The organism is Bradyrhizobium mercantei (assembly GCF_001982635.1).
Lineage (GTDB): Bacteria > Pseudomonadota > Alphaproteobacteria > Rhizobiales > Xanthobacteraceae > Bradyrhizobium > Bradyrhizobium mercantei.
In genome coordinates this window covers 1,186,804-1,209,502 of record NZ_MKFI01000001.1, presented here as the reverse complement: position 1 = coordinate 1,209,502, position 22,699 = coordinate 1,186,804, and the positions used below count along the sequence as shown (strand labels likewise).

Genomic DNA, 22,699 nt, shown 5'->3' with positions numbered 1-22,699 from the left:
TTGGGAATCATACATCCGCACTTCCGCATTCTCGCGACATGATTTGTCTGAGACGTCGGGCAAAATGTGCTGGTGCATAACCCACGGGCTATGAGAGACCGGGGGCGGGTCAACTGACGGAATTTGGGTGAAAAGCCAAATATCTCGGCTGAAATCGAATTGCCGAACTTTTCGGTTGACTCATCCATAACTGGCTGGCTATAGATAAACCCATAACCAACGGGTTATTGATCGCAAATGCCAGACGCTCACGACATCCTGTTTCGAACCCTCGCCGACCCGACCCGCCGGGCCATCTTCGAGCGCTTGTGCCGCGAGGGCGAGCAGACTGTCGGGGCGCTGACGGCGCGGGCGAGCATTTCGCAGCCGGCGGTGTCGAAGCATCTCGGCGTGCTGAAGCAGGCCGGGCTGGTGCGCGATCGCCATGAAGGAAGGCAGACCCATTACAGCGCGCAGCTCGGCGCGCTGGCGCCGCTGATCGACTGGACCAGCCAGATGGCGGGCTTCTGGCAGAACCGGTTCGACCACCTCGAAGATCTTCTCAAAAGGATGGACCAATGAACAAAACCACCGCTGAAACGCGCTCCGCAATCGTCGAACGTGAATTTCCCCATCCCCCGGAAAAGCTCTGGCGCGCGCTGACGCAACCGCATCTGATGGAGGAGTGGCTGATGAAGAACGACTTCAAGCCCGAGGTCGGGCACAGCTTCAATCTGCGCGGCGAGTGGGGCGGCGTGCTGGACTGCAAGGTGCTCACCGTCGAGCCGCACAAGACGCTGTCCTACACCTGGAATTTCGCGCATGCGGATGCGGCCTACAATCTCGAGAGCGTGGTCGTCTTCACGCTGACGCCGACCGCGCGCGGCACCCATCTGCGCGTCGAGCAGTCCGGCTTCCAGCCGCATCAGAAGCAGGCCTATGGCGGCGCCCATGCCGGGTGGAAGCAGTTCCTCGAGAATCTCGATCAGCTGATGGCACGGCCGGAGTGACGGCCTGCGTACCGCAGCAATTTCGTACGCAGAGCCATCCCCGTCATTGCGAGGAGCGGTAGCGACGAAGCAATCCATGCATCCGCATGTGTGGAGCGACGGATTGCTTCGCGGAGCCTGTCATCCGGCGGCGCTTCGCGCCGATCGGGTAGCTCACAATGACGATCGTACTCACGCAAACAGGAGGTCACATGAACTGGAACAACTGGATCAGACAAATTCACCGCTGGCTCTCGATCGTCTTCACGGTCGCGGTCATCATCAACATCGTCGCCATGGTCCTGCAGCAACAGGCGGTCTGGATCGGCCTGCTGGCGCTGTTCCCGTTGATCCCCATGCTGCTCAGTGGCCTGTATCTATTCGCCTTGCCCTATCTCACGCCGCGTCGCGAGCGTGAGGGATCGACGATGGCATCACAAACGTGATTGCATAGGCAGGGCAGGGAGCGCGAGGCAGCAATGACGGCATCTGAACGGATCGACCAGATGATCGAGGATCTCACCGACTGGCGCGGCAACACGCTCGCCAGCCTGCGCAAGAGCATCCTCGCCGCCGACTCCGAGATCATCGAGGAGTGGAAGTGGATGGGCAGCCCGGTGTGGTCGCGCGACGGCATCATCGCGGTCGGCAACGCCCACAAGGGTAAGGTGAAGCTGACCTTCATGTATGGCGCCCAGCTTCCCGATCCCGACAAGCTGTTCAACACCGGCTTCGAGGGCAATGTGCGGCGCGCGATCGATCTGTTCGAGGGCGACAAGGTCAACGCCCCTGCGCTGAAGGCGCTCATACGTGCCGCGATCGAGCTCAACCAGACGAAATCCAGGAAACCTGCGAAGAAGCCGGCGAAGCAGGCCGCGGGTCCCCGCGCGACCGCGAAGAAGAAGGCGTGAGCCGCGCCGGCATGCGGCCGCTGACCTGATCGAACCCAGATGATCAAGACCATGCTCGCCACAGCGTCGGACGCGGAAGCGATCTCGGCATTGCTTGAGGCCAACTCCGCCGATCGCGGCGGCATGCTGCTCGGGCATTGGCCGCGCGAGGCGATCGAGGCGCACATCGCAAGCCGGCAATCGATCGTCATCGCGACCGACGAGCAGGGCAGGTTGCTCGGCGCGCTCCTGACGTCGGAGAGGGGATTTGACGAGGCGGCGCCGGTGCAGGCGATGCTGAAGGCGTGGCCCGGCGGCCCTGATGCGTATGTGTATGGTCCGGTTTGCGTCGCTGCGGACGCGCGCGGCCTCGGAGTCCTCGCGGCGCTATACGCGAAGCTTCAGGCGACGTTTCCCGGCCGCGAAGCGATCCTCTTCATCAGGGAGGACAATCCACGCTCGCTCAGGGCGCATCTCGGGCTCGGCATGCGCGAGGTCGCGCGATACGATTTCGACGGCAAGGTCTTCATAGTCTTGAGCGACCGGCTGGAACTCGCTCGATAATCCGGCCTCCGTGCACGGGAACCCAACGCCCGTTTGTGGAAATAGAGTGAAACAAATCGTTCACCATTGGACATGAAAGTCGCGCGGCCTGCCGCCGGTTGTACCGGCGTACCGACGCAACTTAACCCGTGACTGCTAAACCTGCGGCTGTGGAATGAGCGGGTCTCGTGTCGAGGTTCCCGCTGGAATGGCAGTTGTAATGTACAGTGAGTTGGTTGTCCCGCCAGGGATCGCATCGCCGGCCGACACTCATGTTCCAGAGGGGGCCTGTCCGACAGCAGGGCAGATTCGCACCCCCCGATCCCGCCACCGCAGCAGCGACCTGAGTCGGCCTGCACTGTCGCAGCCGGCGGACGCTCAAGCGATTGCGGGCGAGGACGTGGACATCGCAGTCGCCAAGCGACTGTTGCAGCTGAACTGGATCCTGATCGCCGCGATCCTGGCCGTCTTCCTGTGCGCGCTCCTCCTCACCGACTTTCGGGTGCGCGCCAGCGGTTACCTCATCGTCGCAGGGGTGGCCGGCTTCCACGCAGCGTTCGGGTATCGCAACATGAGGTCGGCCTCCAGCGATCCGCGAGTCTATGCGACGCTGTCCGTCCTGCCGCAGATCGTCCTCATCGCCGTGCTGGTCGCGTCGCTCGGATACATTGCGGCGTCCGCGAACCTGCCGATGCAGGATGCCAATCTGCTCGCCTTCGACCGGTTGCTTGGCCTGGATTTCCGCGCCTATCTGGATTTCGTCAACGATCGGCCGGCTCTGATCGGCGTGCTCGCAAGGACCTACAACTCCATTTGGGCTCAGCTCTTCGGGGTGCTGATCCTGCTCAGCATGGTCGGCCAGTGTCGCCGCGCGGCTGAACTGGTGCTCGCTTTCACGACAGGCCTGATCGTGACGACCGGCATCTCGACCCTGGTTCCGGCCACCGGTGTCTACGGGACACTCGGGCTCCTGCCGGCAGATTACTCGCACATTGATCCGAGCGTCTATTACGACACCTTGAGAGAACTGCCGCTCGTCCGCAACGGAACGACAAGGCTGCTCGATGCGTTTGAACTGGGGCCGCTGCTGACGTTTCCGAGCTTTCACGCCGTTTCCGCAGCGCTGTACATGTGGGCTTGCTGGCCGATCCGTTGGCTGAGAGGTGTCGGCTTGATCTGGAATGCGGTGATGCTGGCGGCAACGCCTATCGGAGGCGGTCACTACTTCGCCGATGTCATGGCCGGTTTGGCAGTGGCGGCGGCATCGATCTATGCCGTGAACCGCCTGAGTGCGCGTCTCACACCGGCCGAGCATGCGCGACCGAAGCTGCTGTTGCAGCTTTCGCCGGCGGCGACGTGAGCCGGGGGCGCTTCGCGGTTACGTCTGCTTGTTGCAGGCGACGGCTTTCAGGCTGAACCTGCCAACCACGGTTCCGACAAACGTGAGAGGCAGAGTGGGCGGCAATGAACTGGGAAGCGATCTTGGAAGCTCTGTTGGGCTCGTTTTCCCCAACGCCATCCGGCTCCAGATTGCTTGATGCTGCTCCAACCGGAATCTTCCGCTCGCCGCTGTTCTGGACGTGGATTGCGTTGCTTGCCGTTCTGATCGGATTGGCGTGTTGCATCATTCACATCGGCCTTCGGTCGACTCCGGCGTTGCTTTGGCTCGCGTTCTTCGTGGATGTCGTGGCTCTGGTGTTCGTGCGAGGCGCGCTCAAATGGCGTTATCCGATCTAACGCTCGGTTCGGCGATGGGATCCGGAGGGGCTGCGTCGGCGCGCGGCCAGCCTATGCCGAGATGTCGACCGCCTGGCCGGCCTTGCCGGCGTTCTTCTGGAACGACTGCTCGATCAGCTCCTTGATCTTCTGCTCGACCGCGGCGCGCTGGCCCGGCGTCATGTTCTTCAGGTCCTCTTCCGACAGGCCCATGCTCTTGAGGATGTTGGCGCGCATGCGGTCCATCGGGCTCATCTGCGCGTATTTGAGAAACGTCTGCTCGACGGTCTCGTCGGGCGAGATGCCGCCGGAGGCTTGCGTGGATCCGCTGGCGCCGGCGGTCAGCGGTTTCTTCAACGTGCCAGTCGTCATGCTGGCCGTGACCGATCCAAAGGCCGAGATCGACGTCATCTGCGCGCGCAGTCCCCGTTGCAATGCTGCAATCGCGGAGCAAATGGCGTGCCATACTGTGCCGCAGTGATTTCAAGGAGATCGCGGCGACGCCACGCGCGTACGACGCGCAGGCGGCAGCTTCTGCCGGGTGAAGTCTGCCTGGGCGTGGCCGCTATGCCTTCGTATGCACGATCACCGGACCCGCTACTGCGGTGGCCTGGCCGACCAGCAAGGGACCGAGATTGTTGTCGATCCAGGTCAGCGCGCGGCGGTTGGCTTCCTCGGCACCGGCATAATTGTTGAAGACGCTGATCGCGGTGACGGTGTCGTCGCCGGCATAGACCACGTAATAGGCCATGAAGCCTTCGACGTCGCTGATGATCGGGATGGCGCCTTCCTTGATCCGGCGCGCGAGCTCCTCGGCGCTACCGGTCTTCGCCTTGGCGTGACGGATGGCGGCATACATGCGTTCCTCCTTCCGGCTGCATCGATCGGGCTGCGCTTAGCGCATGCGCCATCGTACGCCTGACGGGTCGCAGATGCCATCGCCTTTGCGGACGGATTAGCTGAAACGCCTGGTCACGACGGGCGTGCGGCGATCGGGGAGTTTCGGCAGCCGCGCCACATCCGCGCGCGTCGTCCTGGTTTTTGGCCCGGGGGCGGGCTCCGGCTCCGGTTGCTGCCGGAACAGCGTGGCCTCGAACACCACGCCGGGGGCCTGCTTGGCCGTCCCCATGCACACCGCGCGGTTGCCGCTGAAGGAGCCCGTCAGCTGCGCCTCGACCTCGTCGCATCCGAACACGGTAGTGAACGGGCCGTCGGCATATCGGTGCGTCGTCAGGACCGCCGTGAAGCGGTCCTCGTCGAGCTGATAGGTGCCGCCATAGGTGAACATGGCGTCGCCGCCGCTGATCCTGCCATTTGCGAGCTGGACTATTCCGGTGCCTTCGCCCCGCGGCGTCCGGAACCACGCCGCATATTGTCCGTCTCTTTGCATGACCGTCATACAAACAGAAAACCCTGCGTTGTCGTCTCCCTACGTTGCAAGCGTCGGGACTTCTACTGCGGCCTGCTGCAAGGGTTAATGAACCGAGAAGCGGATCGCGCGACTTGCGCAAAGCGTATCGGATTGGTGCGCACTCATTGCGCGCGTGCATTCGACCGGTCAGAAGAAAATGCCACGGCCCTCGCCAGGGGAGCTGACGAGGGCCGTGTTGGTACACCGCGTCGCGCCTAGGTTCGCGACGAGATGTGGGAGCTCGTAAGGGTCTTAGTCAGGCATGATCCGTTTCCGAAGATCGGTTCATGCCGTTAGAAGGGCAAGAGGACGTCGAGAACCTGCTGGCCGTAGCGCGGCTGCTGCACGTCGGTGATCTGGCCGCGGCCGCCATAGGCGATGCGGGCCTGGGCGATTTTCGAGGAGTCGATGGTGTTGTCGCTCTGGATGTCCTCCGGGCGCACGATGCCGGCCACGATCAGCTCGCGGATTTCGAAGTTGACGCGGATCTCCTGCTTGCCCTCGACCACGAGATTGCCGTTCGGCAGCACCTGGGTGACGACGGCGGCGACGTTGGTCTGCAACGCTTCCTGGCGGTTCACCGAACCCTTGCCGTCGCTCGAGGCCGTCGAGTCGGCGGTCAGGATGCGGCCGGGCAGGATCTTGTTGGGCTGCGTGATGGTCTGCGAGCCGAGGAAGTTGGTGACCCCCGAGTCTTCCGTATTGGTGCGGCTGCGCTGGGTCTCGTTGGCGATCGCGGCCTTGTCGGTGAAGTTCACCGTAATCGTCAGGATGTCGCCGACTCGCGAGGCGCGCTGGTCCTTGAAGAAGGCGCGGGAGCCGCTGCGCCACAGCGAGTTCGGGCTGTAGGAGGCGACCTCGGGCTTCGGCATCGGCATCTGCACCGGCTTGTAGCCGGGCTGCGTGGTCGGGTTGTCGATCGACGTCAGCTTCGGCTGCTCGCCGATCTGGGAGAGACGGTCGATCGACGAGCAACCGCTGGCGAACGTTCCGAGTGCGAACAGCGCACCGGTCAGGATGAGGCGGTTGATGCGGTACTGGGACATGAACTTTACTCGGCGTTTGGTGCGACTGAACTCAGCTTGACGGGAGCGGAATTTGACTCGGAGGCGTCGGCGCTAGGGGCGGTGAGCGGGGTCGCGACCGAGATCGAGACTTCGCCGCGGCCGGTGACGACGCCGGACACGGCGCGCTTGGATTGCAGATTCATCACGCTGACGACGTCGCCCTCGGCGCCGCCATCCATCGCCTTGCCGCGGATGGTGAGATAGATGCCGGCGGTGCGGTAGATCAGCGTGACGTTCTGGTCGCGGGTGACGAGATCGGGCTTCGTCATGTCGGCGACGCGCAGCGCCTGGCCGGCGCGGAGCTGGCGGCGCACCTGCATGCCGATCGAGCTGTCGCGCACCGCCGCGTCGTTGCCGATTTCGGCCTTCGGACGGCGCTCGATCACCACGTCGGAGGCCTTCAGCACGTCGCCGCGCTCGACATTGCGCGTCAGCACGGCGGCCTCGATGGTCTCGATCGCGGTGCCGGTGAGGCGCAGCTTGTAGGGCGCGGTGCCTGCGTCGTTGCTGATCTCGAAAGTGACGTCGAAGCGCGTCGAGCGCGGGTCGTAGCGAACGGCGAGCGGCTGCATCGCACCGGTATTGGTGGCCTCGAGGCGGATGTCGCCGGGATCGCGGTCGAAGGTCAGCGCGATGTTGCCGGCCCTGCCGAGGCCGTGGCGGCCTTCCAGCGCGCGCGACACCTGCTGCTCGATCTCCTTGCTGTCGATGGTGCGCGCGAGCCGCGTCACCGTGATCTCCTTCAGCTCGCGGGTGTCGACGCCGATCACTTGGTGCGAGCGCAGCACGTTCAGCACCTGCGCCACCGGCAGCGTGCCCGTGGTGCCGAGGTCGGGCGCGCGGTAGACCGCGATGCTGCCGGCGCTGCCGGCATTGTCGATGAGATCGCCGACCCGCACGATGTCGTCCGCGACCGTGATGCTGGCGCGCAGCGTCGGCACCGCGATGGTCTCGCTGCGGCTTTGCGCGGCAGCCGAACTCATCGAGGCTGCAAGAAGTGCGGCTGCGATCAGGAGTGAGCGGGCGATCATCGACATCATCCTCAGCGGAACAGGTTGGAGGTCGACTGCATCATCTGGTCGGCGGCGGAAACCACCTTCGAGTTCATCTCGTAGGCGCGTTGCGCCGCGATCAGGTCGGAGATTTCCGAGACCACCTCGACGTTGGCCTGTTCGAGGTTGCTCTGCTGCATGTCGCCATAGCCGTCGGTGTTGGCGGTGCCGTCCTGGGGCTGGCCGGAGGCCGGGGTTTCCTGGAACAGGTTGTCGCCGATCGGCATCAGGCCGGCCTTGTTGATGAAGCGGGTCAGGCCGATCGTGCCGATATTGGTCGATGCGGTTTGGCCCGGCAGCGTCACCGAGACCTGGCCCTGCGCATTGATGGTGAGACCGGAGGCGTTCTGCGGGATCGTGATCGTCGGCTGCAACAGGTTGCCCTGCGCATTGACGATGCGGCCCTGGTTGTCCATCTGGAACGAGCCGTCGCGGGTGTAGGTAAAGGTGCCGTCCGGCATCAGGATCTTGAAGAAGCCTTCGCCGCGGATCGCGATGTCGAGATCGTTGCCGGTCGGCGACAGCGTGCCCTGGGTCATCATCCGCGGTGTGCCGACGGTCTTGACGCCGCCGCCGAGGTCGATGCCCATCGGCATTATGGTGTTCTGGTCGGAAGCCTGCGCGCCGACGCGGCGCACGTGGTCGTAGATCAGGTCCTGGAACGCGGCGCGTTGCTTCTTGTAGCCGGTGGTGCGCAGGTTCGCGATGTTGTTGGAGATCACCTGAACGGAGAGTTCCTGTGCCGCCATTCCGGTCGCAGCTGTATAAAGTGCGCGCATCGGTCAGTCCCCCGGATCAGTTCGGCACGTCGGCGAGCTTCTCGATCGCCGATTTGTGCAGGTCGCTCTGCTGCTGCAGCAGCGAGGCGATTTGGGTGTAGGTCCGCGTGATCTCGATCATGCGGCTCATCTCGACGACGGAATTGACGTTCGACTTCTCGATGAAGCCCTGGCGGATCTGGGCCTTGGTGTCCGGCAGCGCCTGCGCGCCCTCGCCGGGCGCGTAGAGGTTGGAGCCTTCCTTGAGCAGGCGCTGGGCCTGCGCGAACGAGACCAGGCGCAGCTTGCCGCGGATCGAGTCGAGGCGGGACGTGCCCTCGAGCACCGAGATGTTGCCGTCGGGCGCGATGTTGACGTCGTGGTCGGTCTGCTGGAACGTGATCGGGCCGGAGGTGCCGAGCACCTGGTAGCCCGATGCGGTGACCAACTGGCCGCGATTGTTGATCGCCAGATTGCCTTCGCGGGTGTAGCGCTCGCCGCCGGGCGTCTGCACCACCAGGAAGGCGTTGCCGTCGATCGCGACGTCGAGCGGGTTCTTGGTCTCTTCGGTCGGACCCTGCGAGAAGTCGTGGAAGGTCGCACGGTCCTGCACGAACGAGACGCGGCGGTCGCGAGCCGCGAAATTGTCCTCATGCGCGTTCGAGGACAGATATTCCTCAAACAGCGACCGGTCGGCCTTGTAGCCGTTGGTGTTCATGTTCGCGATGTTGTTGGAAACGACATCCATCTGCCGTTCCAGCACCATCTGCTTCGATAGTCCGACCAGAAGCGTATTCTGCATCGGTGGTTCTCCCCTGTGAGGTGATCCGAAGCAGAGGTTCTCCCAAACCTTCACGCCGGACCGTCGGTAACCATTGGGTTCTCCCAAACCCTCGGGTCACGCCACCCTCTCAGCGAAAGCCGTGCCAACTTTGAATATTCAGATATTTGAATGGCTTAGGTGTTTATCCAGGGGCGTCGCGGGGCGGCAGAAAGGTCTTGTTGACCATGTTTGCCCGGCAGTTTTTTCCTAGTCGAAGGTAAATCCTAAGCTTCCGTTAACCATTATGACCCCAGTGTTGCCGGCATTGGGGCGCGTGTGCGCCGGCGGCCTTTGTATCGCGTCTTCAAGCCAAAGCTGGGGCAAATCGCGTTCGCATCCTTCAGGTTGAAGCGAGCGGACGATGGCGGACGAGGAAAAGACGGAAAGCGGCGAGGGCGCGGCCGCTCCGAAGAAGGGCAAGCTCAAGCTGATCATTGCCGTCGTCGGCTTCCTCGTCGTGCTCGGCGCGGGCGCGGGCGGCTGGTTCTTCTTCATGCGCGGCCACGGCGAGGAGCAGCACGCCGAAGCGCCGCCGCTGAAGCCGCCGAGCTTCGTCGACATCCCCGACATGCTGGTCAACCTGGTCGGGGCGCCCGGCGAGCGGGTGCAATATCTCAAGCTGAAGCTCGTGCTCGAGGTCAAGGAAGAGAAGCAGGCCGAGGCGATCAAGCCTTCGCTGCCGCGCGTCACCGACCTGTTCCAGACCTATATGCGCGAACTGCGCCCGAGCGATCTCAACGGCTCGGCCGGCCTGTTCCGCCTCAAGGAGGAACTGACCAAGCGCGTCAACCTCGCGCTGGCGCCCAACCAGGTGAACGCGGTGCTGTTCAAGGAAGTCGTGATCCAGTGACGGGGTGGATGTAAAGCCATGGCCGGCAACGACCAGATGGACCAGGACGCCATTGCGGCCCAATGGGAAGCCTCGCTCGATTCCGAGGATCCCGCGGCCGCCGCGGCGGAAGCTGCCAAGAACGAACTCACCGAGAACATGGCGCTGCAATGGGCCGCCATGGTCGAGGACGGCAGCCGCGACTTCGGCGGCAAGACCAATGGCGAGCGCGTGCTGTCGCAGGAGGAGATCGACAATCTCCTCGGCTTCACGGTCGGCGACGTCAGCCTCGACGATCATTCCGGCATCCGCGCCATCATCGATTCGGCGATGGTGTCCTACGAGCGTCTGCCGATGCTCGAGATCGTGTTCGACCGCCTGGTGCGGTTGATGACGACATCGCTGCGCAATTTCACCTCCGACAACGTCGAAGTCTCGCTCGACCGCATCACCTCGGTGCGCTTCGGCGACTACATGAACTCGATCCCGCTGCCGGCGGTGCTCTCGGTGTTCAAGGCGGAGGAGTGGGAGAATTTCGGCCTCGCCATGGTCGACTCCAACCTGATCTATTCGATGATCGACGTGCTGCTCGGCGGCCGCCGTGGCCAGACCCAGCTCAAGATCGAGGGCCGGCCCTACACCACGATCGAGACCAACCTCGTGAAGCGGCTGGTCGAAGTGGTGCTGTCGGATGCCGAGCAAGCGTTCCGGCCGCTGTCGCCGGTAACCTTCACGATCGACCGGCTCGAGACCAATCCGCGCTTTGCCGCGATCTCTCGCCCGGCCAACGCCGCGATCCTGGTGCGGCTGCGCATCGACATGGAAGACCGCGGCGGCAATGTCGAATTGCTGCTGCCCTACGCCACCATCGAACCGATCCGCAACGTGCTGTTGCAGATGTTCATGGGCGAAAAATTCGGCCGCGACCCGATCTGGGAAGGCCATTTCGCGACCGAGGTGGCGCAGGCCGAGATCTCGGTCGATGCGGTGCTGTACGAGGCCGACATCCCGCTGAAGGAGCTGATGAAGCTCAAGGTCGGCGACACGCTGCCGCTGGACATCCGCTCCGACGCGCTGGTCTCGGTGCGTTGCGGCAACGTCACCCTGACGGAAGGCCGCATGGGCCGCGTCGGCGACCGCGTCGCGATCCGCGTCACCAAGAACTTGCGTAAACCCCAAACCACCTTCGCGATGTTCGAGAAGGCGGACGAGCGGACCAAAATGATGGAGGCACCATGAGTCATGTGCTTGGACTAGCAATCGAGAGTCTGGTGGCCGTGCTGCTGATGCTGACGATCGGCTATTGCTGGCTGCTCAACAAGCGGCTGCAGCGGCTGAAGGCGGACGAGCATTCGCTGAAGGCGACGATCGCCGAATTGATCACCGCGACCGAGATCGCCGAGCGGGCGATCGGCGGGTTGAAGCACGCGGTGCGTGACGTCAACGAGAACCTCGGCAACCAGCTCGACGCGGCGACGCAGATGTCGGCGCAGCTGAAGAACCAGCTCGCCGAAGGCGATCACGTGGTGCGCCGCCTGTCCAAGATCGCGCTGGCCGCACGGCCGCCGGAGCCCGCGCACGCACCGGCACAGGCGGCAGCGCCCGCTGCTGCTGCGCCGGCACCCAGGGTTTCGGCCGCGCGCGCGGTTGCCGCGGCGGCTGAAGCCTTCACCGAGCGCAGGAGGGCCGGCGGCCTCGCTGCATGAAGTTGCTTCGTGACATCAGAGTGATGCCTGTGGTGCTGGTCGCGATCTTCGGCCTGATGGTGCTGAAGGTCGCGGGCCTCGTGCTCGATGGCGGTTACGTGTTCGCCGACGATACGCCGCCGGCCGGTCCGGCCGGTCCGTCCTGGGCGCAGCAGAATTTCAACTTCCCCGGCGGCGGCAAGCCGGTGGCCGACAGCAAGATCAAGGCCGATCCCGGCGACATCACGGGATCGGTCGAGCACAAGGAAGCCAGGAAGGACGACAAGAAGGACGAGGCGCCGAAGCCGGCCGCACCGGCCGCCGAGCCGTCGAAGCCCGACGGCGTCGTGGTCAATCTGGATGCGCCCGCGCCGGTGTCAGCCTCGGAGCGCGCGATCCTGGAGCGGTTGCAGTCGCGCCGCCAGGAGCTCGAGACACGCGCGCGCGAGGTCGAGATCCGCGAGAGCCTGTTGAAGGCCGCCGAGAAGCGCATCGAGGCCAAGGTCGAGGAAGCCAAGGCCAATGATGCCAAGGCGAATGCCGACGCCGCGGCCAAGGCGGAAGCCGAGGCCGCCCGCTTCAAGGGCATCGTCACCATGTACGAGAACATGAAGCCGAAGGACGCCGCCAAGGTGTTCGATCGCCTCGAGATGGGCGTGCTCTACCAGATCGCCTCGCAGATCCAGCCGCGCAAGATGTCCGACATCCTCGGCCTGATGCAGCCCGAGGCCGCCGAACGGCTCACGGTCGAGCTCGCCCGCAGAGCCAGCGGCGACAAGTCGGCATCATCAGACGATCTCCCCAAGATCGAAGGCAAGATGCTCGCGCCGAAGACGAATTGAGGGGCCGTTGGCCCTTCACGATCGTCATTGCGGGCTCGCGCCAGGAGGCGCGCCCCGGAATGACGGACCCACACAACATGACGTAGCCTCCGTGTTCGCAATCCGTTGACGTTAACAGCTCCTTAACGCCGCTCGATCCAAGATCAGGATGCGTGGGCGAGGGCGCTTCGCGCTGGTGTGGCTGAGGTCCCGAGAAGACGTTTCGAGATGGCGCGAACGGCTGCCGCTGGAACATGGTCGCTAGGCCGCGCCTGGGCGCGGACCGCGCGCCTGTGCCTGCTCGCCACCGGCCTTGTTCTCACGGCGCTCGGCTGTTCGACCGCGGCGCGTGCCGAAGAGGCGGTGCCGGGTGAGGCGACGTTCTCGGCCGCGAACGGCTACGCAAGACTGGTGCTGAAAACGAAGGAGGAGGTCGAGTCGGAGGTGATGACCGCCGGCTCGATCATCGTGATCCGCTTCAAGCGTCCGGTCGATATTCCCGTCGAGAAATTGTCGGATGCGGTGCCAGATTATGTCGGCGCCGCGCGCCGCGATCCGGATGGTTCGGCGATCCGCCTGTCACTGGCGCGCCGTGTCACCATCAACACCATGACTGCCGGCGAGCGCATCTTCGTTGACTTCCTGCCCGACGGCTGGACCGGCCCGCCGCCGTCGCTGCCGCAGGAGGTGATCCGCGAACTGGCGGAACGCGCCCGCGCCGCCGAGCGTCTGCTGCGTATCCAGCGCGCCGCCGATGCCGCCAAGAAGAAACCGCCGATCCGCGTTCGTGCGCTGGTGCAGCCCACCTTTGTCCGGTTCGTGTTCGAGGTCCCCGACGGGGTCAGCGTCTCCTCGGTGCTGAACGAGCAGAAGCTGACGCTGTCCTTCAACTCGGTCCTGAGCTTTGACCTCGCCGATGCCAAGGTCGCCGCGCCGCCGAACGTCGCGTCGATCAGTGCGCGCGCCGACACGGATACGTCAGCGGTCGACGTGACCTTGATTGGCGATGTCGACGTGCATTCGTTCCGCGACGAGAAGAACTACATCGTCGATGTCGCCTTCCAGCAGAACGAGCAGCAGCAGGCCGCCAAACCCTCGCCGAGCTCGCTGCTGCCGACGCCGCGCGGCAAGAAGGGCGCCGCCGCGATCGCGCCGGTGACATCGGAAAGCATCGCGCAACAGGCCAAGATCGAGATCAAGCCCGAACAAACCAAGTCCGAGCCTGCCAAGTCCGAGCCGCCGCAATCCGAGCCGGCCAAATCCGAGCAGGGCACGGGCGAACAACCGGTCACCATGCCCGCGAAAACGGAGCAGCCGAGATCAGAGCTGCCCAATTCAGAGCTGCCGAAGATCGCGGCTGCACCGGCAGCCGACGTCGAGAGCGCCGCTGCACCCGCTGCAACGCGCGAGGGCAGCGCCCCTTCTGCGGCGGAGCAAGGCAAGGCGCCCGTCAGCGAGACGCCGAAGCCTGTGCCCGCCGTCGCGGCCGCGCCGGCGGTGGAAGCACCGAAGCCCGCTGCGGCACCATCTGCGCCTGCCGAGGCCCGCGCTAGCGCCAAGTCTGCGGTCGACGCCCAGCGCGACAGCGACGGGCTGCGTGTGACGTTCTCGTTCCCCGCTGCGACGCCGGCGGCGCTGTTCCGCCGTGCCGACACGGTGTGGCTGGTGTTCGACACGCCTGAGGCGATCGACGTCGATCCGATCCGCGCCAAGGGCGGCTCGCTGATCTCAGACGTCAGCCGGATCGCGCTGGAGAAGGGCCAGGCGGTGCGCTTCCGCCTCAACCGGCCGCAGATGCCGTCGCTCGAAAGCGACGACCGCTCGCGCGGCGTGAGCTGGACGCTGACCTTTGCCGACCGGGTGCAGAAGCCGCCGCTGCCGTTGTCGGTGGTGCGCAATATCAGCGAGCCCTCGCTCGCCAATGTCAGCGTGCCGCTCGCCAATCCCGGCCAGCTGCACAAACTGGTCGATCCCGACGCCGGCGATACGCTCTGGATCGTGACCGCGCCGCCGCCGACCCGCGGCATCATCAAGCGGCAGGATTTCGTCGAGCTCTCGCTATTGGAATCGATCCACGGCGTCGTGGTTCATCCGAACGCCGACGACGTCAAGGCGGAGGTCGGCGCCGACAAGGTGATGCTGGGTCGGCCCGGCGGCCTGACGCTGTCGTCGGCCGACGTCGCCGCCGAGCGCGCGACTGCGGCGGTGAAGCCGCTGTTCGATCCGGACGAGTGGCGCAAGAACCAGTCGGAAAACTTCCTGAAACAGCTCGACGGCCTGATTGGCGCGGCGTCGACGGCCAATGCCGAGCAGCTGCCGCAGGCGCGGCTCGATCTCGCCGATTTCTACATGGCGCGCGGCATGTACCAGGAAGCCCATGGCGTCGCCAATCTGATCCTGTCCGAGAGCAAGCGCGGCAGCGAGACGGCGTCGGTGGTGATGGTGCACGCGGTCGCCAGCATCCTGATCGGCCACCCGGCGCAGGGTCTGAAGGATCTCGCCAATTCCGTGATCGGCAACGGCTACGATTCCCAATTGTGGAAGGGGCTCGCCTTCGCCCGCGAAGGCAAATGGGCAGAGGCGCGCGAGAAATTCAAGAACGCCGAATTCGCGGTCGCGACGCTGCCGCCCGACCTGCAGCGCATCGTCACCATGGATTCGATGAAGGCCTCGCTCGAGGTCAAGGACTATGCCGGCGCCGCGCGGCGCAAGAGCGATCTCGATGTGGTCGGCGTTCCCGATACGCTCAAGCCCGCGATTGCGGTGCTGCGCGGCCGGCTCGCCGAAGCGCTCGGCCAGGAAAAGGACGCGCTTGACGCCTACCGCTTCGCCGCCAATTCGGCCGACCGCCAGGCCGCTGCCGAAGGCAAGCTGCTGGAGACGCTGCTGAAGCAGAAGCGCGGCGAGATCGGCCGCGACGACGTACTGAAGGAGCTCGAGCTGCTGTCGATGCTGTGGCGCGGCGACAACATCGAGCTGAAGACGCTCTACATGCTGTCGAAGATCTACGCCGAGACCGCGCGCTATGCCGACGCCTTCGCGGTGACGCGTGCCGCGACCCGGCTGCAGCCGAACGCGCCGGAATCGCGCCAGGCGCAGGATGCCGCCTCGGCGCTGTTCGTGCAGCTCTATCTCGGCCCCAAGGGCGACGAGATGGCGCCGATCGATGCGCTCGGCACCTTCTACGAATATCGCGAGCTGACGCCGATCGGCCGCCGCGGCGACGAGATGATCCGCCGGCTCGCCGACCGCCTCGTCGGCGTCGATCTGCTCGATCAGGCCGCCGACCTGCTGCAATACCAGGTCGACAAGCGGCTCGAAGGCGCGGCGCGCGCCCAGGTCGCCGCGCGGCTTGCGATGGTCTATCTGATGAACCGCAAGCCCGACCGCGCCATCGGTGCGCTGCGCTCGACCCGGATCGCCGACCTCTCCGGCGAATTGCGCCAGCAGCGGCTGCTGCTCGAGGCGCGCGCGCAGAGCGACGTCGGCCGCCACGACCTCGCGCTCGACATCATCTCGAACATCACCGGCCGCGAGGCGATCCGGCTGCGTTCGGACATCTACTGGGCGTCGCGGCACTGGCGCGAAGCCTCCGAACAGATCGAGCTCTATTACGGCGACCGCTGGCGCGACTTCACCCCGCTCAATCCGAGCGAGAAGGCCGACGTCATCCGCGCCGTGGTCGGCTACGCGCTCGCCGAGGACGCCATCGGGCTGTCCCGGTTCCGCGAGAAATACGCGCCGCTGATGTCCGGCGATGCCGACAAGCTGGCATTCGACGCCGCGAGCAAGCCGGTCGCGACCTCGAGTGCGGAATTCGCCCAGATCGCGCGGATGGCCGCCAGCGTCGACACGCTCGACGGCTTCATCCGCGAGATGAAGACCCGCTTCCCCGACGCCACCGCGCGTGCACCGCTGCCCGATCCGGTCTCGACCGGATCGGTGCCCGACAAGCCGAAGGTCGCACCGGTGAGCGCGCTGCCGGCCATCAAGGGTGAGCGCCGCGCCAGCGCGACGCCCTAGCTAGCCGCGCAGGGCCTACGGCCCGGGCGATACCCACGCGGTCGAAACGATTCCCTTCGTATCGAGCGCAATGCGCCAATGCGATGCTCCGTTCTCGTGCCTCACGCTGTAGACGTCCTCGCCCTGAGCACCGACACCGAGGAAGCGAGTGGACTCGATCGCGCCGAGATCGCCCAGGCTGAGTTGCAGGCTGGGCAGTTGCTCACGCGTTGCGGCGGCGAGCCCTGGGCTCATAGCGTCGTAGTTCGGATGTCCCGATACGATTCCTGCGATAAGATGGCGGAGCGCAGCTTCGGTTCCCGGCGTCGCGGTTTGGCTCTTCATCCTCTCGGCAATTCGATCGGCTACTTCCTTTGCCTTTGCGGCATCGACCCGCATCATCCGCATGTCCCTGCCGTTTTGATGCAAGAGCAGCGACGTTGCCCGTCCGTCCGGTCCGGCGACGAAGCTGACCTGTGCGTCGACGAGCCTGGCGAAGAATTCGGTTTGGCCTTCGGCAAAGAACGGAACGGAGGGCTGTCCGGTCAGCTGCATCACCAGGTGCTGCTCCTCGCGGGTGACCGTAAAGATGGACTGCTCGCTGAGCTGATAGAATCCGGCATAGCCGTCGAGCACCGCCGTCGCGACCGCGATCTCGTGCCGCACGGCATCCGGCGGTGATTGCGGAGCGGAGGGCGGCACGTCGGGCACTCCGCCGGCCGCCTGGATTCGCGCCGCCAGCGTGTTCCAGTCACGCTGGCCGAACAGTTTGGCGATCAGCTCCAGGCTGTCGCTGTGGGTGAGGGGGATCGATTTGGCACCGAGGGCTTCGCGCAGCGTCTGCGCCATGGCCTTGGCATCACGAAAGTCGCGCATGGATCAACCTTTGCATCGACGAACGGAAAGCGTCAGGGGCTTGCATTGCTGACCCGTTCGTGCGGGCAAAGGAAGCCTGAAATCGGCTTGATACATTCACCGTCCCCGGGCGGGGTGCAAGCGGCAGGTGGTATCGACCCGGCCAAATGTTCGCCGGGGCCGTCCGATTTGTCAATTGCAAGAGCGCGTGATCGTGAGCGTCCTCTCGACAGACGCCCATCAAATCGGCAACCATGGCTGATGTCGCCAGCCGGGAGGACGTCGTTACATGAGCAAGCCGATCAAGACCGAAGCCGAACTCGTCGCGATGGCGCGCGCGGAGTTGAAGGTGCATGCCGACTGCCCCGACGGCATGGACATCTCCGTGCTGCGCGACGGCGACAGCTGGGAATTCCGCGCCAGCGCCAACGAGGCGACGGCGGCAAGGCCCGGCTATCCCGAATGCGTCGCGATGCTGGTGCAGATCGGCGATCATCTCAGCAAGCAGTATGACGTGAAGGAGTAAGCATGATCCGGAAAAGTGCGAAGCGGTTTTCCGGCGCGACAAACGCGAGGCGTTTGCGCGGAGATCATGCTCAAACAATGAGCTAAAGCGCGATGACAATTCAACTCAATCTCATCGTGCTTTAGCAGCGGCTGCGAAGCGGGGGGATCGATGGATCGCATCGACGCCATGAAGGTGTTCGTCGCGGCGGTCGACGAGGGCAGCCTTGCCGGCGCGGGACGGAAACTGCGGCGCTCGCCGGCGGCGGTCAGCCGGGCGATCGCATTCCTTGAGCATCACGTCGGCGCCGAGCTGCTTCATCGCACCACGCGATCGCTGAAGCTGAGCGATGCCGGCCAGCGTTACGCCGCGGCATGCCGCCGCATCCTGAGCGAGCTCGAGGAGGCCGACATCTCGGCCGGCGGCGAGCGAGCCGCGCCGCGCGGCACGCTGACCATCACCGCGCCCATCGTCGTGGGTGAGGATGTGCTGCGGCCGGTGCTCGACGCCTTCATGACGGACTATCCGGCGGTGACGGTGCGGCTCGTGATGCTCGATCGCACCGTCAATCTGATCGACGAGGGCATCGACGTTGCGCTGCGCATCGCCCATCTCGCCGATTCCAATTTCATCGCGATCAAGCTCGGCGAGGTGCGCCGCGTGGTCGCGGCGTCGCCCGGCTATCTCGCGGGGCATCCCGTGATCGGCGAGCCGGTCGATCTGGCGAAGCACCAGATCATCGCGATGACGCATTTCGGGCTCGACTCCTGGAGCTTTCCGCCGGCTGCGAGGTCGAAGGTCGCGCGCGCGGTCCAGTTCACGCCGCGGCTGGTGGTCAACACGGTGCGGGCGGCGGTTGCCTCGGCCAGCGAAGGCCACGGCATCACGCGGCTGTTCTCGTATCACATCGCCGAGGAAATCCGCGACGGGCGGCTGCGGATATTGCTGGCCAAGGACGAGCATCCACCGCTACCGGTGCATCTCTTGGCGCCGCAGGGCCGCTTCGACGTTCCGAAGGTGCGCGCCTTCGTCGACTTCGCGGCGCCGCGGCTGAAGCGCTATTTCGAGCGGTTGTCGCGCGAGGCCAGCAAGGCCGGAGCCAAACCGCGATGAAGCCAAACCGGTTCGCTGATTTCCCGATGCTGCTCAGTCGTTCGCGCCGCGGAAGAGTGTCTGCCGAATAGCGGGCATTCGCGCGGAATGCGGATGTATCTAGGTTCGTCTCCATCGAAGCGGCGCTGGGTCGCTTCAGCAACGGATGGAGAGAAATCATGGGTGCAGAGCAGAAGGTTGCCATCATCACCGGTGCGTCGCAGGGCCTCGGCGAGGCGATCCTGAAGGGTTATCGCGACCGCAACTGGCGCGTCGTCGCCAACTCCCGCAACATCAAGCCGTCGTCGGACCCGGATGTTCTGGCGGTGCCGGGCGACATCGGCGATCCCGAGGTTGCCGAGCGTATCGTCAAGCAGGCGCTTGGGCGCTTCGGCCGCATCGACACGCTGGTCAACAATGCCGGCATCTTCGTCGCCAAGCCGTTCACCGACCATACGGACCAGGACTATGCCGCAGTGCTGGCGACCAATCTCAACGGCTTCTTCTACATCACCCGCCGCGTCGCCAAGGAGATGGTGAAGCAGGGATCCGGGCACATCGTGCAGATCACGACCAGCCTCGTCGATCACGCCAACAGCAACGTTCCCTCGGTGCTGGCCTCGCTGACCAAGGGCGGTCTCGCCGCCGCGACCAAGTCGCTCGCGATCGAGTACGCCGCCAAGGGCATCCGCGTTAACGCGGTGGCGCCGGGCGTGATCAAGACCCCGATGCACGCGCCCGAGACGCACGACTACCTCGCCAAGCTGCATCCGGTCGGCCGGATGGGCGAGATGAAGGACATCGCCGACGCCGTGCTGTTCCTCGAAGGTGCGGGCTTCGTCACCGGCGAGATCCTGCACGTCGACGGCGGCCAGAGCGCCGGTCACTGAAGCCAGCATGATCCGGAGTGTGTCATGCCTATCGTCACCATCCAGGTCACGCGTGAGGGGACGGCGCCGGGGGCGTCGTCCACCACACCGGAACAGAAGGCAGCGCTGATCAAGGGCGCCAGCGAGCTGCTGCGCGACGTGCTCGGCAAGCCCTTGGAATCGACCTTCGTCGTCATCGAGGAAGTCGACACCGACAATTGGGGCTGGGGCGGACTGCCCGCGCTCGAATATCGCAAGAAGCTCGCTACGGCGGCTTCTTCCCGCTGATGGCTTTCGCCAGACCGAACCCTGCACCTCTCCCGATCGGGAGAGGTGAGCCGTGATCGCTAGGAGCGATTGCTGCGATCGCAACTAATCATTTTTCACGAACGGCCGGAGGGCCTACGCCATGTCCATGTCAGCCAATGTCGATCATGACCGGCGCCATCACGCCGGGCCGCATCGCGATGCGGGCAAGCCGCCGTGGATTTCCGCGACGGCGGGCTTGTGTGCCTCGCTGGTCGGGCTCGGTCTGGCGCGCTTTGCCTATACGCCGCTGATCCCGGCGTTGATCGCCGCAAACTGGTTCACGCCGGCGGAAGCGGTTTATCTCGGTGCGGCCAACCTCGCCGGATATCTCGCCGGCGCGCTGATCGCCCGCGACCTCGGCGCGCGGATCGGCTCGGTATGGGCGCTGCGCGGCATGATGGCGTTGGCCGCGATCACCTGCTTTGCCTGCGCGGTGCCGATCTCCTTCATCTGGTTCTTCGGCTTCCGCTTCCTCGCCGGCATCAGTGGCGGCGTGATCATGGTGCTGGCGGCGACCGCGATCCTGCCGCACACGGCCCCACACAAGCGCGGTTTGATCGGCGGCGTGATCTTCGCCGGCGTTGGCCTCGGCGTAGCAGCATCCGGCACGCTGGTGCCGCTGCTGCTGCAACAGGGCGTCAAGCAGGCCTGGTATGGCCTTGGCGTGCTGTCGGCGGTGCTGACCTTGATCAGCTGGAAGGCGTGGCCGGCGGACGCACCTGCTGCACATAATGCGGCCGAGCAGCGCAACGCGTCGCACGGGGTGCGCTCGCCGCTGGTGATCGCGCTGTGCGTGGAATATGGCCTCAACGCGCTGGCGCTGGTGCCGCACATGGTGTTCCTGGTCGATTTCGTCGCCCGCGGCTTGGGGCAGGGGATCGCGGCGGGCTCCTATTACTGGGTGCTGTACGGCATCGGCGCCGTGGTCGGCCCGCTGTTGTCGGGACATCTCGCCGACCGCGCCGGCTTCGCCGCGGCGCTTCGCGTGGCGTTCCTGATCGAGGCGGTTGCGGTCGCGCTGCCCGCCGTGACGACCACGCCCGTTGCGCTGATCGTGTCGAGCCTGATTGTCGGCGGCTTCACGCCCGGCATCGTGCCGCTGGTGATCGGCCGCATCCACGAGCTGATCCCGCATTCGGCGGCGAGCCAGCGCTCGGCCTGGGCGCAGGCGACCACGACCTTCGCGCTGTTCCAGGCGGCGGGCGCCTACGGCCTGTCCTGGCTGTTCGCGCAGAGCGGCGGCAACTATGCGCTGCTGTTCGTGATCGGCGCGGCCGGAGTCGCCGTCGCACTTGCGATCGAGCTGTTCAGCGTCGTGGCACTCGGGCGCAAACGGAGCTAACCGCGCGGCGTTTTCGTCAACACAGCGACGAGGCGGTCGACATCGGCCTCGTCGTTGAAGACGTGCGGCGAGATCCGCATCCGGCCGAGCCGCAGCGCCACGTGGATGTTCTCGGCGGCAAGCTGTGCGATCAGTTCCTTCGGGATGCCGCCGGCCATGCCGAGGCTCAGGATGTGCGGCGCGCGCACGCTCGAGGCCAGCACGTCGAATCCGAGGTCGTGCACGCCGTCGGCGATCCGCGCGTTGAGCATCGCGAGCCGCGCGCTGACGGCAGCGGCGCCCCATTCCGCCATCATCTCCATGCCGATCGATGCCATCTCCAGTGTAATGAAATGATCGCGCTCGCCCATGTCGTAGCGGCGCGCGTTGTCGACATAGGCGAGGTCGCCGAAATAGACCGGGTTCTCGGAGTTCACATTGCGGCGGCCGGCCGAGGTCTGCTCCAGCGGCACGCCGTTCTGGTGGCGTTTTGCAACGTAGAGGAAGGCGCGGCCGTAGGGGCCGATCAGCCATTTGTAGGTCGGAAAGATCACGGCATCCGGATCGAGCTTTGTCACGTCCATCGCCACGACACCGGCGCTCTGGGTCGCGTCGATGACGAACATCGCGCCCTGTTGGCGCAGCACGGCCTGCACCCTGTCGACGTCGATCATGCCGCCGTCTGACCAGTGCACCGAGGAGATCGAGGCGAGGGCGACCGGCGGCGCGCCCGCCCGCTCGATGGTTGCGAGCACCGCGGACGTCCAGTCGCCATCGGCGGGCTGGCGCACGGTGTCGACGACAAAACCCTGCGCCTCGGCGCGGGCATGCCATTCCAGCACCGGCGAGGAGTGATCGTTCTCCAGCACGACGACACGGGTGCCGCGCGGAATGGTCAGCGCTTTCGCGATTGTCGCGACGCCGTAGCTGATTGCCGGGATCAGCGCGACGTCGTTTGCATCGGCATTGATCAGGCGAGCGGCCGCGGTGCGGGCGCGCTCATGCTGGCGGCCGGCGAAACCGGCATCGATGGTCCAGGGCTGGCCCTTGCGCGCGACCGCCATGCGGCCGGCGTCGAGCGTCTTGAGTGGCAGCGGGCTGTAGGAGGCCGAATTCAGATAGCAGACCTCGCGGGGGATCTCGAACAGATGGCGCTGGGAGGGAAGCATGTCGTCTCGTTGCT

Annotated in this window: 26 protein-coding genes; 17 read left to right on the top strand and 9 right to left on the bottom strand. The window is 65.2% G+C overall.

Annotated elements, in window-relative coordinates; translation table 11 throughout:
• The first annotated feature begins 237 nt into the window (after positions 1–237).
• The 7 genes from BI327_RS05960 to BI327_RS05930 all read left to right on the top strand — a co-directional run bounded on the left by BI327_RS05960 (position 238) and on the right by BI327_RS05930 (position 4,138).
• Positions 238–561: an ArsR/SmtB family transcription factor gene (locus tag BI327_RS05960; protein WP_076858787.1), complete on the top strand. Its 324-nt coding sequence runs from the start codon at positions 238–240 to the stop codon at positions 559–561.
• Entirely contained in the window at positions 558–989 is a 432-nt protein-coding gene (locus BI327_RS05955; RefSeq protein ID WP_076858786.1) for an SRPBCC family protein, read from the top strand. The genes BI327_RS05960 and BI327_RS05955 overlap by 4 nt, the downstream gene beginning before the upstream one ends.
• Before the next feature lie 191 nt (positions 990–1,180).
• Positions 1,181–1,414, top strand: coding sequence for a hypothetical protein (locus BI327_RS05950; RefSeq protein ID WP_076858785.1), 234 nt, complete (start codon positions 1,181–1,183; stop codon positions 1,412–1,414).
• 33 nt (positions 1,415–1,447) lie between these two features.
• Positions 1,448–1,879, top strand: a complete 432-nt coding sequence (locus tag BI327_RS05945) for a DUF1801 domain-containing protein (RefSeq protein WP_076858784.1) — start codon at positions 1,448–1,450, stop codon at positions 1,877–1,879.
• A 39-nt stretch (positions 1,880–1,918) separates the two neighbouring features.
• Positions 1,919–2,422 carry a GNAT family N-acetyltransferase gene (locus tag BI327_RS05940; protein WP_076858783.1) on the top strand — a complete coding sequence of 168 codons (504 nt, stop codon included), beginning with the start codon at positions 1,919–1,921 and terminating at the stop codon, positions 2,420–2,422.
• Between the two features lie 379 nt (positions 2,423–2,801).
• Positions 2,802–3,761 carry a phosphatase PAP2 family protein gene (locus tag BI327_RS05935; RefSeq protein ID WP_076858782.1) on the top strand — a complete coding sequence of 320 codons (960 nt, stop codon included), beginning with the start codon at positions 2,802–2,804 and terminating at the stop codon, positions 3,759–3,761.
• A gap of 104 nt (positions 3,762–3,865) precedes the next feature.
• Entirely contained in the window at positions 3,866–4,138 is a 273-nt protein-coding gene (locus BI327_RS05930) for a hypothetical protein (protein WP_076858781.1), read from the top strand.
• 51 nt (positions 4,139–4,189) lie between these two features.
• Here the strand turns inward: BI327_RS05930 and BI327_RS05925 are convergent, their stop codons facing one another.
• From BI327_RS05925 to flgF, 7 genes are all read right to left on the bottom strand, one after another.
• The gene (locus BI327_RS05925; protein ID WP_076858780.1) at positions 4,190–4,528 is read right to left on the bottom strand and encodes a hypothetical protein; all 339 of its coding nucleotides are present in this window, start codon (positions 4,526–4,528) and stop codon (positions 4,190–4,192) included.
• A 154-nt stretch (positions 4,529–4,682) separates the two neighbouring features.
• The gene (locus BI327_RS05920) at positions 4,683–4,976 is read right to left on the bottom strand and encodes an antibiotic biosynthesis monooxygenase (RefSeq protein WP_076858779.1); all 294 of its coding nucleotides are present in this window, start codon (positions 4,974–4,976) and stop codon (positions 4,683–4,685) included.
• A 96-nt stretch (positions 4,977–5,072) separates the two neighbouring features.
• Positions 5,073–5,507: a hypothetical protein gene (locus BI327_RS05915; protein ID WP_076859259.1), complete on the bottom strand. Its 435-nt coding sequence runs from the start codon at positions 5,505–5,507 to the stop codon at positions 5,073–5,075.
• Between the two features lie 314 nt (positions 5,508–5,821).
• Positions 5,822–6,574: a flagellar basal body L-ring protein FlgH gene (flgH, locus tag BI327_RS05910; RefSeq protein WP_076858778.1), complete on the bottom strand. Its 753-nt coding sequence runs from the start codon at positions 6,572–6,574 to the stop codon at positions 5,822–5,824.
• A gap of 5 nt (positions 6,575–6,579) precedes the next feature.
• On the bottom strand, positions 6,580–7,635 hold the full coding sequence (gene flgA, locus BI327_RS05905; protein WP_076858777.1) for a flagellar basal body P-ring formation chaperone FlgA: 1,056 nt from the start codon (positions 7,633–7,635) through the stop codon (positions 6,580–6,582).
• A gap of 2 nt (positions 7,636–7,637) precedes the next feature.
• Positions 7,638–8,426 (bottom strand): flagellar basal-body rod protein FlgG, encoded by a 789-nt coding sequence (flgG, locus tag BI327_RS05900; protein ID WP_076858776.1) that lies wholly within the window; start codon positions 8,424–8,426, stop codon positions 7,638–7,640.
• A 16-nt stretch (positions 8,427–8,442) separates the two neighbouring features.
• Entirely contained in the window at positions 8,443–9,207 is a 765-nt protein-coding gene (gene flgF, locus BI327_RS05895; RefSeq protein WP_076858775.1) for a flagellar basal-body rod protein FlgF, read from the bottom strand.
• Between the two features lie 382 nt (positions 9,208–9,589).
• On the opposite strand from flgF, the gene fliL reads away from it, so the two are divergent.
• The 5 genes from fliL (at position 9,590) to BI327_RS05870 (ending at position 16,586) form a co-directional block, all read left to right on the top strand.
• Positions 9,590–10,078, top strand: coding sequence for a flagellar basal body-associated protein FliL (gene fliL, locus BI327_RS05890; RefSeq protein WP_076858774.1), 489 nt, complete (start codon positions 9,590–9,592; stop codon positions 10,076–10,078).
• Between the two features lie 18 nt (positions 10,079–10,096).
• Positions 10,097–11,296, top strand: coding sequence for a flagellar motor switch protein FliM (fliM, locus tag BI327_RS05885; protein ID WP_076858773.1), 1,200 nt, complete (start codon positions 10,097–10,099; stop codon positions 11,294–11,296).
• Positions 11,293–11,763, top strand: a complete 471-nt coding sequence (locus BI327_RS05880; protein ID WP_076858772.1) for a DUF6468 domain-containing protein — start codon at positions 11,293–11,295, stop codon at positions 11,761–11,763. The genes fliM and BI327_RS05880 overlap by 4 nt, the downstream gene beginning before the upstream one ends.
• Complete coding sequence (locus BI327_RS05875; protein WP_076858771.1) at positions 11,760–12,584, top strand: MotE family protein; 825 nt, start codon at positions 11,760–11,762, stop codon at positions 12,582–12,584. The genes BI327_RS05880 and BI327_RS05875 overlap by 4 nt, the downstream gene beginning before the upstream one ends.
• 207 nt (positions 12,585–12,791) lie before the next feature.
• The gene (locus tag BI327_RS05870; protein WP_076858770.1) at positions 12,792–16,586 is read left to right on the top strand and encodes a hypothetical protein; all 3,795 of its coding nucleotides are present in this window, start codon (positions 12,792–12,794) and stop codon (positions 16,584–16,586) included.
• Between the two features lie 15 nt (positions 16,587–16,601).
• Here the strand turns inward: BI327_RS05870 and BI327_RS05865 are convergent, their stop codons facing one another.
• Positions 16,602–17,441: a glyoxalase superfamily protein gene (locus tag BI327_RS05865; protein WP_076858769.1), complete on the bottom strand. Its 840-nt coding sequence runs from the start codon at positions 17,439–17,441 to the stop codon at positions 16,602–16,604.
• Positions 17,442–17,709: 268 nt separating this feature from the next.
• Here BI327_RS05865 and BI327_RS05860 point away from each other — a divergent pair, with 268 nt between their 5' ends.
• The 5 genes from BI327_RS05860 (at position 17,710) to BI327_RS05840 (ending at position 21,537) form a co-directional block, all read left to right on the top strand.
• A complete protein-coding gene (locus tag BI327_RS05860) occupies positions 17,710–17,946 on the top strand; it encodes a hypothetical protein (RefSeq protein WP_076858768.1) in 237 nt (78 codons plus the stop codon).
• 150 nt (positions 17,947–18,096) lie between these two features.
• Complete coding sequence (locus BI327_RS05855) at positions 18,097–19,038, top strand: LysR family transcriptional regulator (protein ID WP_076858767.1); 942 nt, start codon at positions 18,097–18,099, stop codon at positions 19,036–19,038.
• Between the two features lie 158 nt (positions 19,039–19,196).
• Complete coding sequence (locus BI327_RS05850; RefSeq protein WP_076858766.1) at positions 19,197–19,907, top strand: SDR family NAD(P)-dependent oxidoreductase; 711 nt, start codon at positions 19,197–19,199, stop codon at positions 19,905–19,907.
• 24 nt (positions 19,908–19,931) lie between these two features.
• Positions 19,932–20,174 (top strand): tautomerase family protein, encoded by a 243-nt coding sequence (locus BI327_RS05845; protein WP_076858765.1) that lies wholly within the window; start codon positions 19,932–19,934, stop codon positions 20,172–20,174.
• 121 nt (positions 20,175–20,295) lie between these two features.
• Entirely contained in the window at positions 20,296–21,537 is a 1,242-nt protein-coding gene (locus BI327_RS05840) for a YbfB/YjiJ family MFS transporter (RefSeq protein ID WP_245334719.1), read from the top strand.
• Here BI327_RS05840 and BI327_RS05835 read toward each other — a convergent pair.
• On the bottom strand, positions 21,534–22,685 hold the full coding sequence (locus BI327_RS05835) for an aminotransferase class V-fold PLP-dependent enzyme (protein ID WP_076858764.1): 1,152 nt from the start codon (positions 22,683–22,685) through the stop codon (positions 21,534–21,536). The genes BI327_RS05840 and BI327_RS05835 overlap by 4 nt on opposite strands.
• Positions 22,686–22,699: the final 14 nt, after the last annotated feature.

Coding starts and splice junctions, on each gene's coding strand:
- BI327_RS05960 (WP_076858787.1), top strand. CDS start 238: ATGCCAGACGCTCACGACATCCTGTTTCGAACCCTCGCCGACCCGACC.
- BI327_RS05955 (WP_076858786.1), top strand. CDS start 558: ATGAACAAAACCACCGCTGAAACGCGCTCCGCAATCGTCGAACGTGAA.
- BI327_RS05950 (WP_076858785.1), top strand. CDS start 1,181: ATGAACTGGAACAACTGGATCAGACAAATTCACCGCTGGCTCTCGATC.
- BI327_RS05945 (WP_076858784.1), top strand. CDS start 1,448: ATGACGGCATCTGAACGGATCGACCAGATGATCGAGGATCTCACCGAC.
- BI327_RS05940 (WP_076858783.1), top strand. CDS start 1,919: ATGATCAAGACCATGCTCGCCACAGCGTCGGACGCGGAAGCGATCTCG.
- BI327_RS05930 (WP_076858781.1), top strand. CDS start 3,866: ATGAACTGGGAAGCGATCTTGGAAGCTCTGTTGGGCTCGTTTTCCCCA.
- BI327_RS05925 (WP_076858780.1), bottom strand. CDS start 4,528: ATGACGTCGATCTCGGCCTTTGGATCGGTCACGGCCAGCATGACGACT.
- BI327_RS05920 (WP_076858779.1), bottom strand. CDS start 4,976: ATGTATGCCGCCATCCGTCACGCCAAGGCGAAGACCGGTAGCGCCGAG.
- BI327_RS05915 (WP_076859259.1), bottom strand. CDS start 5,507: ATGCAAAGAGACGGACAATATGCGGCGTGGTTCCGGACGCCGCGGGGC.
- flgH (WP_076858778.1), bottom strand. CDS start 6,574: ATGTCCCAGTACCGCATCAACCGCCTCATCCTGACCGGTGCGCTGTTC.
- flgA (WP_076858777.1), bottom strand. CDS start 7,635: ATGATGTCGATGATCGCCCGCTCACTCCTGATCGCAGCCGCACTTCTT.
- flgG (WP_076858776.1), bottom strand. CDS start 8,426: ATGCGCGCACTTTATACAGCTGCGACCGGAATGGCGGCACAGGAACTC.
- flgF (WP_076858775.1), bottom strand. CDS start 9,207: ATGCAGAATACGCTTCTGGTCGGACTATCGAAGCAGATGGTGCTGGAA.
- fliL (WP_076858774.1), top strand. CDS start 9,590: ATGGCGGACGAGGAAAAGACGGAAAGCGGCGAGGGCGCGGCCGCTCCG.
- fliM (WP_076858773.1), top strand. CDS start 10,097: ATGGCCGGCAACGACCAGATGGACCAGGACGCCATTGCGGCCCAATGG.
- BI327_RS05880 (WP_076858772.1), top strand. CDS start 11,293: ATGAGTCATGTGCTTGGACTAGCAATCGAGAGTCTGGTGGCCGTGCTG.
- BI327_RS05875 (WP_076858771.1), top strand. CDS start 11,760: ATGAAGTTGCTTCGTGACATCAGAGTGATGCCTGTGGTGCTGGTCGCG.
- BI327_RS05870 (WP_076858770.1), top strand. CDS start 12,792: ATGGCGCGAACGGCTGCCGCTGGAACATGGTCGCTAGGCCGCGCCTGG.
- BI327_RS05865 (WP_076858769.1), bottom strand. CDS start 17,441: ATGCGCGACTTTCGTGATGCCAAGGCCATGGCGCAGACGCTGCGCGAA.
- BI327_RS05860 (WP_076858768.1), top strand. CDS start 17,710: ATGAGCAAGCCGATCAAGACCGAAGCCGAACTCGTCGCGATGGCGCGC.
- BI327_RS05855 (WP_076858767.1), top strand. CDS start 18,097: ATGGATCGCATCGACGCCATGAAGGTGTTCGTCGCGGCGGTCGACGAG.
- BI327_RS05850 (WP_076858766.1), top strand. CDS start 19,197: ATGGGTGCAGAGCAGAAGGTTGCCATCATCACCGGTGCGTCGCAGGGC.
- BI327_RS05845 (WP_076858765.1), top strand. CDS start 19,932: ATGCCTATCGTCACCATCCAGGTCACGCGTGAGGGGACGGCGCCGGGG.
- BI327_RS05840 (WP_245334719.1), top strand. CDS start 20,296: ATGTCCATGTCAGCCAATGTCGATCATGACCGGCGCCATCACGCCGGG.
- BI327_RS05835 (WP_076858764.1), bottom strand. CDS start 22,685: ATGCTTCCCTCCCAGCGCCATCTGTTCGAGATCCCCCGCGAGGTCTGC.